Genomic DNA, 7,140 nt, shown 5'->3' on the forward strand with positions numbered 1-7,140 from the left:
CTCGGCGCTGACGGAGGCCATGGGCATGCTCAACCACCATTTCGCAGCAGCCGCCTGATCGGCGCAGAGCGACAGCCTACCTCTGACTGCCGCCAATCTTTGCAACAGAGCCCCACGAACAGATAGACGCCAGTTCCCACAAGCAACACCAGCGAGATGAGGCCTCCGATTGCTCTGCCGGGTGTGAGCGGTCTATCGTCGCTTGAATCAGTGATCTGAGGGTTCATCAGCTGATATTCTGCTGTGAACTGCTCTTCGATGTAGACCGGACCGCCAGGGAGGTCCTTCGTTGCGAGGTAGGTTCTCAGGTCGTACATGTCGAAAGCTCCGGACACCGATTTTGTACAGTGTTCGAAGTTTGTTCGCAATGGCCTCTTGCCAGCTATCGGGTTTATCGAAGCGCGACAGATCGTGCTTATGTCCCTACGAATGCTCGAATGAAGCCCCTCGGGCTGGGCATTTTTGCCTTCCCTCCTTGCAGCTCGAGAATGCCTCGAAGAGATGCGGCCAGTGCTTTTCAAGCGGCGATCCGCGCCGCCGAGACCAGCTTACGAAGCGCTCGGTTGAAATTGTGTCGATTTCAGCATATATGGAACTGACTCAACAGGAATGATCGAATGGTTCGTCCGGCAAATATGGGATTCGTTGATGCGGACCGTGTCCTTCACGACCGCATAGTGGCAAGCACCGATCGCATCATCAAAATGATGCCGGCGGCGGCAAAGGCGGCCGCTATCAGCAGCATCGACGTGCCCAGCTTGGTCTTTCATCTGGCTCTTGGCATTCCGGCGGTCGAAACGGACAATCCGGAGGCCGCAGAGAGGATCACGAACGCCATCGCTTTCAAGCGACGGATGATCGACGCCGCGGGCGGGGCGCTGACTGCGGAGAAGGTGCGCGCACTGCTTGGACACAAGACGATTCAGGCCGTCTATAAAGCGGTGAAGGATCGCCGACTGCTTATGGTCGAGGACAATGGGACCAAGCTGTTCCCGGTGTTCCAGTTCGACGGCAACGCGATCATCCCAGGAATCTCGAAGGTTCTCAGTGCCGCTCCGCACACGACCGGCTGGGCCATTCTGCAGTTCCTCGTTGGTGGCGATGAAGGTCTTGATGGATTGAGTCCCATCACGCTCCTCAAGGGCAGCGACGCAGAGGTCGAACGCGTCGTGCGATTCGCCCATACGCTCGAAGACTGACGCATATGGCAGCGAAAGGGGGGATACCCGTGGCGACGATCGCTACGGGAAAAGTGCTACATCGGGTTCACGGCGCGACGGTGGCTGCCAGATGGTATGGACGCAAGGACGCGACCTGGCGGTGGGATGATCCCGAAGGCAAGTTCGGGGTTCTCTATCTGGGAAAGACGCTCGTAGGGCCATTTGCGGAAACACTGCTGCGAACACCGGGGGATAGAGACGTCCTTTGGGATCAGGTGGCCAGGAGACGCGCCGCTAACTTCACAATTATGCGGCCAATCCGTCTAGCCAAGGTCCATGGACCGGGCCTTGGCTGGTTTAAGACCACCGCCGCCGGTGTCTCTGCCGACTTCGATCCGGTCGACAATCCGGGTGCCTATGTGGTCCCACAGCAGATTTCCGCAGAGATTTATAAGAGCACGAGCCTGGACGGCATTCAGTACCGATCGCGGTTCGATAGCGATGAGCTCTGCATCGCACTTTTCGATCGGGCTGATGCGGCGATCTCGTTGGGTGCCGAGGGCGTGCCCATCGGCAAGGACTGGACCCAGAAATTGCTCGCCGATCGTGGCTATACGCTGATCGAGCTTTGAACCAGGCCCGGCCGCTTACGGCGCTATGCCGCTCGCGGGCAGATCGAAGGGACCAGCCAACCACGAACTGAGATATTCGGCCACCATCGCGAGGTAATGCTCGCGCTGGTCGGGAACGGCCCGCGTGAACATCTCCAGCGGCCAGGCAAGCAGGCGATCAAACGGGCGCGGGTGGATGGCGAAACGGGCGGCAAGTGGGATTGCCAGTTCGGTAGCCGCGGCGGCGAACAGGGCGCGCTGGATATGACCGTTTCCATCGAGAAACGGATGGATTTTGCCGAACCAGCAGAAAAGGTGCGTCAAGGTCAGGAGCTGCACAAAAGGCTTAGCAGACCTTGCGGGAACCAGTTCGCGACGAACTTCGGAGAGCATGAAATCGAGCCGGGCGACGACGTTCTCGGGCTCCTCGAACGAAAAGCTCTTTTTCGGGCTGAAGACTTGCGGGGCGCCCAAACGCCGTCCCTCGAGCGATGTCCCCGCCGCACCCCGGTAGGTGCCGGCATATTCGGGGTAACCGGGCGGCGTGAATCCGACGAACAAGGTGCGGTGAAGGTCTCTGGGATCGGCCAGTATGGAAGAACGATAGGCGGGGTCGACAAGGATACGCTGTTGGAGAGCCGTGCAGGCCTGCGTCATCGCCGCATCGTAATTGGGCATGGCATATGCCTGCCATTCTGGCGCTGTCGTCATTGCCGGCTCGTCCGGGATCTCGAGTTTCGCTTCGAAGCCAGAATTGCCGGACAGCCCGGCATCACAGAAACTCCTCACCTGCATGGTCGTCGAACAGTGCGGCATCGCGGACATAGCCGGCGACTGTGTCGAGCGACTTGTGGCGCGAGTGGTCCTTCATCTTGAACAGGTTCGCTCGCTTCGCGGCCGCCTCGGTAAGGAAGCCCGCGCGCAGGGAATGCCCGGAGAACAGGGCTGGGTCGAGCCCTGCCGCCGACGCGCAGGCTTTGACCAGACGAGCCACGGTCTTGTCGGTGATCGGGTCGGCCGTCAGCACGTCCCCCCGCGTCAACCGACGAAACACCGGGCCTGTCCGGGGCTTTCCGATAGCGGGATCCAAGCCGATCAGATCGGCGGCCTCGAGCCAGTCGTTGAGGAGGCTCACCGGCCGGATATGACGGCCTTCGGGGATCGCAATCTCCTGGCCCTCGGCTTCCTGATCGCCTTTCGAACGGGGGATCGATATCCGCACGCCCGCGATTTCGAATTCGAGATCGGGCAATTGCATGCCCGCTATTTCGGAACGGCGAAACGCGCCCGCCATGCCGACCGCCAGGATCGCGCGATCGCGCTTGGCGCGCAGGCCTGCGTTCGTGATCGTCGCAAGCATGGCGGTGAGCACGTCCGCCGCTGCAGGCGCCTTCTGATCCTTCTTCCGAGCATATTTGCGGCGTACGCCCGCCATCATCTGCGCGATAACGCCAGCGGCATCGCGCGCCATGGGAGAGGCAAGGCCCGCCTCTTTGTGGTGATGGTTGATCGCCGCGACGCGGCGGCCGATCGTGACCGGTGCGATGCGGGCCTCCGCCTCGACATGCGCAAAGAGCGCGACGATGTCCGGATGGGCGGGCAGGGCTTCGACGTTGCGGGCATCGCAGAAGTCGCAGAAGCGCTGCCAGTCGGATGCATAGGCTTTTTGCGTTGAGCCAGCCTTGGCGGCCGCGAGCGTATCGCGCGCGCTTTCGATCTCGGCGAGCAGGTCGGCAGGGAGATCGGCCGATAGTGGCAAGAGGTCGCGGCCCATCAGCAGCGCACGCCTGCGCTATCTTGGGTCCGGTCGCGCGCGCCCTTGCCGGTTGCGCTACTCGCGCACAGCGCCGCGTGCGGATCGGAAAGAGCAGGAAGCATGTCCGTCACTTAGACGCTTCCTTGGCAAGCTGGTCGAGTTTGGATTGGAAAAAGCGCTCGCTCCATAGGCTGAGCGACTTCGCCTCGGCCGGCCGCAGGAACCGGTTCACGTCGGCCGTTGCCGCGCGCCAATCGATGGACGTGATCCTCGCCTTCAAGGCCGCGACAAGCCACTCGCCGTCGACATGCAGGTCTCGCTGGTCCTGCCAAGGCCCCGCCTGCAGGATCGCTGCGCCAAGAAGCGAGAGGTTGGGGTAGACGCCGTTCGCGACGTACCAGGAAAAGTCGAACCAGTCGCGGCCCTTCAAATAGGGGCGGCACAGCAGCGCATGGATCTTGAGCGCGAAATTGGACTCCAGATCCTGGTGCCGCACCTCGTAGTCGGCGGGGAAGTCGAGGAAGGTTGTCGCTTCGCCAGAGCCCGCCGGCGGATTGGTGTCGATCTCGAGCTTGATTCTGATCGTCTTGGCGCGGCCCGATCCCGCGTAGCTGAGATTGAGCTGGCTTGCGATCGAATCGTCCTTGAGGATCGCTTCGCGCACTGCTCTGTCCATCTTGTCCTTCGGCTGGGCTTCGAGCTTCAGGCCGAACTGAGCGAAGATTTCGACGAGCGCGGAGAGGTACGGGGACCATTGGAAATCGGGGTCCGGCACGCGCAGCAGGAAGTCGAGATCCTCCGAAAAGCGGGGAAGGGCGTGCAGGATGCGCAGGCTCGTGCCGCCCTGGAAAAGCGCGACGTCGAAGAAATCGGCGCGCCAGAGCGCGTAGAGCGCGATCTCCTGGATGATCTCCTTGGTCGCGTTCTCCTCCTCGACGGCATTGGTCGCGCCATAGTCGCGGAGTTTCTTCTGGAGCATCTCAATCATCGCGCGATGCATCCAGCGAGGGGGATCGGTTGCCGCGGACAGCAAGCTCGAGGGAACGGAGGAAGTCGTTGACCGCCTTGTGCTTGTAGACCGATTTCAGCGACGCGAATTGCTTGCGTTTGAGCGTGTGGAGATGATCCTCGTCGATGCGCAGGCCGCTGGTTAGCCAGTCGAAACCCGTCCAGCGTTGCTTCCGCAATGCGACGAGGTCGAGGAGCGCGCGCAAGGGGCTCGCAACGAACGCGGTGAGGGCACCCAATTTCTGCCGCTCCACGCCCACCAGGAACTGATATTCGTGGATGGCGAGCGGATGGAAGGTGAACCGGCCCATGACCGGGGTGTCGAATTCAAGCGTCTTGCGTCCGGGCGTCACGCTTGCGGTCGCGTAGACTGCCTCGGGAATCCAGCCATGGTGAGCGAGGGCGGTCTCGAACGAAACATAGCTGCCCGGAATGAGGGCCTGGGCCACGGCGAAGGGATGAATCGCGTCCGATCGATAGGATTTGCCCAAAAGATAGGTGCCGCGCTTGAGACGGACGAGCGAACCGTCCTTCAGCGCGCGGTTGACGAGCGCATAGCGACGCGCAGCGCCGCCGTCGATCGCCTCGCCAAGCTGGCGTTCATCGAAAACGCGGCCGGCGAGCTTGCCGTCAGACAGGGCGGAGGTGAGGGCGCTCATAAAATTCCCGATACTTGCATAAAGTGAAAGTTTCAAGAATTTTATGTAGGAACGGAATGGACGTTTTCGACAATGCTAGCCTCGAACTGCCGCTTGACCGACCGCCAAGCGAGAATGTGGAGCATTCCGGGAGAGGAAACGACAGCGCTTCCGCCTGGCCTGGCCTACCGTGGTGTCTATTCGTCCGTGTAACCGCGCCAGCGCTGCAGGATCGGGACAATGTCGTCACCATGCCCGAACGCGTCCGGATAGATGCCGCTTGGATACTGGCCAAGGAACGTGAAGATCGTCGCCATGTCGGCGGCGATTGCGCGGTCGACGCCAAAGAGATCGGCGAGATCAAAACCGCCCCAATCCGCTCCATTGTGCCATGCGAGAAGGAAATTGGCGACACGACCCGCCTGACCGGTGTCGCTGCTTGCGAGATCGAACAGGCGGTCGACTGCGGCGCGAACCTCGGGTGCGATCAGGGGCGTTACGTTCATGGCGAGCATCATCGAGATCGCAGGCCGGGAGTCAATCGGTCGATGCCGGCGCGAGTGCAACGATGACGTGAGAACGCATTGCTCGATATCGGCAGCCCTCTCGAAGCCAATTCTTATGTCCGAGAATCGCGTTTATCGGACATAGCGCTTCTTGCGATGGCCATGACTGAGCGGTGCGCCGATCACTTCTGGCCGCTATTGGTACTTATTCCCTCGATTATCGAATGCGGGCTTCGTGCCCTCGAGAACATTGACGACAGCTTGGTTAAGCGCGGGGTCTTCGATCGAGCCCGCGAGATATGTGATGCTGCACATAGCTTTCCGGTCGAACTCCGCGAAGATTATCTGTTCCGCATCGCACACGACGGCCAAGTTTGGGTTGTGCGTCACCATGATGATCTGCCTGTTTTCTTTTGCCGCGTTGAGGACTGGCACGAGCAGACTAACGATCGTTTCATTGTCGAGATTTTCCTCGGGCTGGTCGAGGATGATGGGATTTCGCTTCTTGTCGACCAAAAGGTAGAAGATCAGAAGCAGTGCCCCGCGCTGCCCCGGCGAGAGTTGTTCGATTGGCGTGTCCTGGAACAATAGAGTGTATTTGGGCTCAAGATACTCAAAGCTGTATATCAAATCATACACTTCCGTCGGCGCCCTGTCCTTCCGCATTAGCCCGTTGAGGTCGGCTTGGTCTGACGCCCGCTGACGTGCCGCATCATGCAGCAGTTTATGAAGATCGTCGGCGAGCGCCAAAGCGCCTGCCTCGGTATCAAGATCCTGCGCTTCAACACGCGCCCTTATGGCGGCCCGGCTTTCATCTTCGCCGCGCAGCTCTCCAATACTCTGCTTAACAAGGGAAAACAGCCGTTCTGAAACCAGATCGTGATAAGTCGCGAGATGGGATCGAAACTGGAGGCGATATTCGTCCCGTATCAGGCTGTTCTCTGAAATGACTTTCTGAAGAGGCTCAAAAAGCTTCTGGCGTTGATCTCGTTGTAGCGCCAGAATATGGAAAATCTGGGCTGCAAGCACAGTGCGTTGCGCGCGTCGCTCATCTAGTATGCGTGGAAGCTGGTCCAGTTGGGACAGTCGTGCTTCCAGCCCCAGCTTGCTGTCCGGCACATCAGGCGCGCCTTCGATTTCGCCTACGGACATCTGCCACGTCTTCATGGCGTTAAGATGGTCTTGGTAAGCTCGCTGTGGTCCGTTGAGCGCTTCGGTGGCTTGTTCGGCGCGGCCGGAATAGTCCGCTCTTTCTTTTTTGATCGCCTCAATCCGGGCGGCTAGGGTCCCCATTTCTCGCTCCGCGCCGGAATCTACCTCGCGCACCTTTCCTTCGTTAATCTCAAAAGGGCTCTGTTGCAAAGATTGGCGGCAGTCAGAGGTAGGCTGTCGCTCTGCGCCGATCAGGCGGCTGCTGCGAAATGGTGGTTGAGCATGCCCATGGCCTCCGTCAGCGCCGAG

At 60.2% G+C, this 7,140-nt stretch carries 8 protein-coding genes; 2 read left to right on the forward strand and 6 right to left on the reverse strand.

The features are described from left to right. Positions 1-617 precede the first annotated feature (617 nt). Positions 618-1,199 carry a hypothetical protein gene (locus FFS35_RS19600; RefSeq protein ID WP_231565016.1) on the forward strand — a complete coding sequence of 194 codons (582 nt, stop codon included), beginning with the start codon at positions 618-620 and terminating at the stop codon, positions 1,197-1,199. Between the two features lie 29 nt (positions 1,200-1,228). Continuing rightward, on the forward strand, positions 1,229-1,792 hold the full coding sequence (locus FFS35_RS19605) for an RES family NAD+ phosphorylase (RefSeq protein WP_231565015.1): 564 nt from the start codon (positions 1,229-1,231) through the stop codon (positions 1,790-1,792). Positions 1,793-1,807: 15 nt separating this feature from the next. Here FFS35_RS19605 and FFS35_RS19610 read toward each other — a convergent pair whose 3' ends face one another. The 6 genes from FFS35_RS19610 to FFS35_RS19635 form a co-directional block, all read right to left on the reverse strand. Beyond that, complete coding sequence (locus FFS35_RS19610) at positions 1,808-2,428, reverse strand: Fic family protein (protein WP_249341750.1); 621 nt, start codon at positions 2,426-2,428, stop codon at positions 1,808-1,810. A 115-nt stretch (positions 2,429-2,543) separates the two neighbouring features. Further along, positions 2,544-3,545, reverse strand: a complete 1,002-nt coding sequence (locus tag FFS35_RS19615; RefSeq protein ID WP_010405721.1) for a site-specific integrase — start codon at positions 3,543-3,545, stop codon at positions 2,544-2,546. 109 nt (positions 3,546-3,654) lie between these two features. Then, positions 3,655-4,515, reverse strand: a complete 861-nt coding sequence (locus FFS35_RS19620; protein WP_137788455.1) for a nucleotidyl transferase AbiEii/AbiGii toxin family protein — start codon at positions 4,513-4,515, stop codon at positions 3,655-3,657. Then, complete coding sequence (locus FFS35_RS19625; protein WP_010405725.1) at positions 4,508-5,194, reverse strand: hypothetical protein; 687 nt, start codon at positions 5,192-5,194, stop codon at positions 4,508-4,510. Before FFS35_RS19625 ends, FFS35_RS19620 begins: the two co-directional genes overlap by 8 nt. A gap of 176 nt (positions 5,195-5,370) precedes the next feature. After that, the gene (locus FFS35_RS19630) at positions 5,371-5,679 is read right to left on the reverse strand and encodes a hypothetical protein (protein WP_010405727.1); all 309 of its coding nucleotides are present in this window, start codon (positions 5,677-5,679) and stop codon (positions 5,371-5,373) included. Positions 5,680-5,874: 195 nt separating this feature from the next. After that, the coding region (locus FFS35_RS19635) for an AAA family ATPase (RefSeq protein ID WP_249341751.1) at positions 5,875-7,140 on the reverse strand (1,266 nt) is incomplete at its 5' end.

The organism is Sphingomonas sp. 3P27F8 (genome assembly GCF_005502745.1).
GTDB lineage: Bacteria > Pseudomonadota > Alphaproteobacteria > Sphingomonadales > Sphingomonadaceae > Sphingomonas.

Coding starts and splice junctions, on each gene's coding strand:
- FFS35_RS19615 (WP_010405721.1), bottom strand. CDS start 3,545: ATGGGCCGCGACCTCTTGCCACTATCGGCCGATCTCCCTGCCGACCTG.
- FFS35_RS19625 (WP_010405725.1), bottom strand. CDS start 5,194: ATGAGCGCCCTCACCTCCGCCCTGTCTGACGGCAAGCTCGCCGGCCGC.
- FFS35_RS19610 (WP_249341750.1), bottom strand. CDS start 2,428: ATGACGCAGGCCTGCACGGCTCTCCAACAGCGTATCCTTGTCGACCCC.
- FFS35_RS19630 (WP_010405727.1), bottom strand. CDS start 5,679: ATGAACGTAACGCCCCTGATCGCACCCGAGGTTCGCGCCGCAGTCGAC.
- FFS35_RS19600 (WP_231565016.1), top strand. CDS start 618: ATGGTTCGTCCGGCAAATATGGGATTCGTTGATGCGGACCGTGTCCTT.
- FFS35_RS19620 (WP_137788455.1), bottom strand. CDS start 4,515: ATGATTGAGATGCTCCAGAAGAAACTCCGCGACTATGGCGCGACCAAT.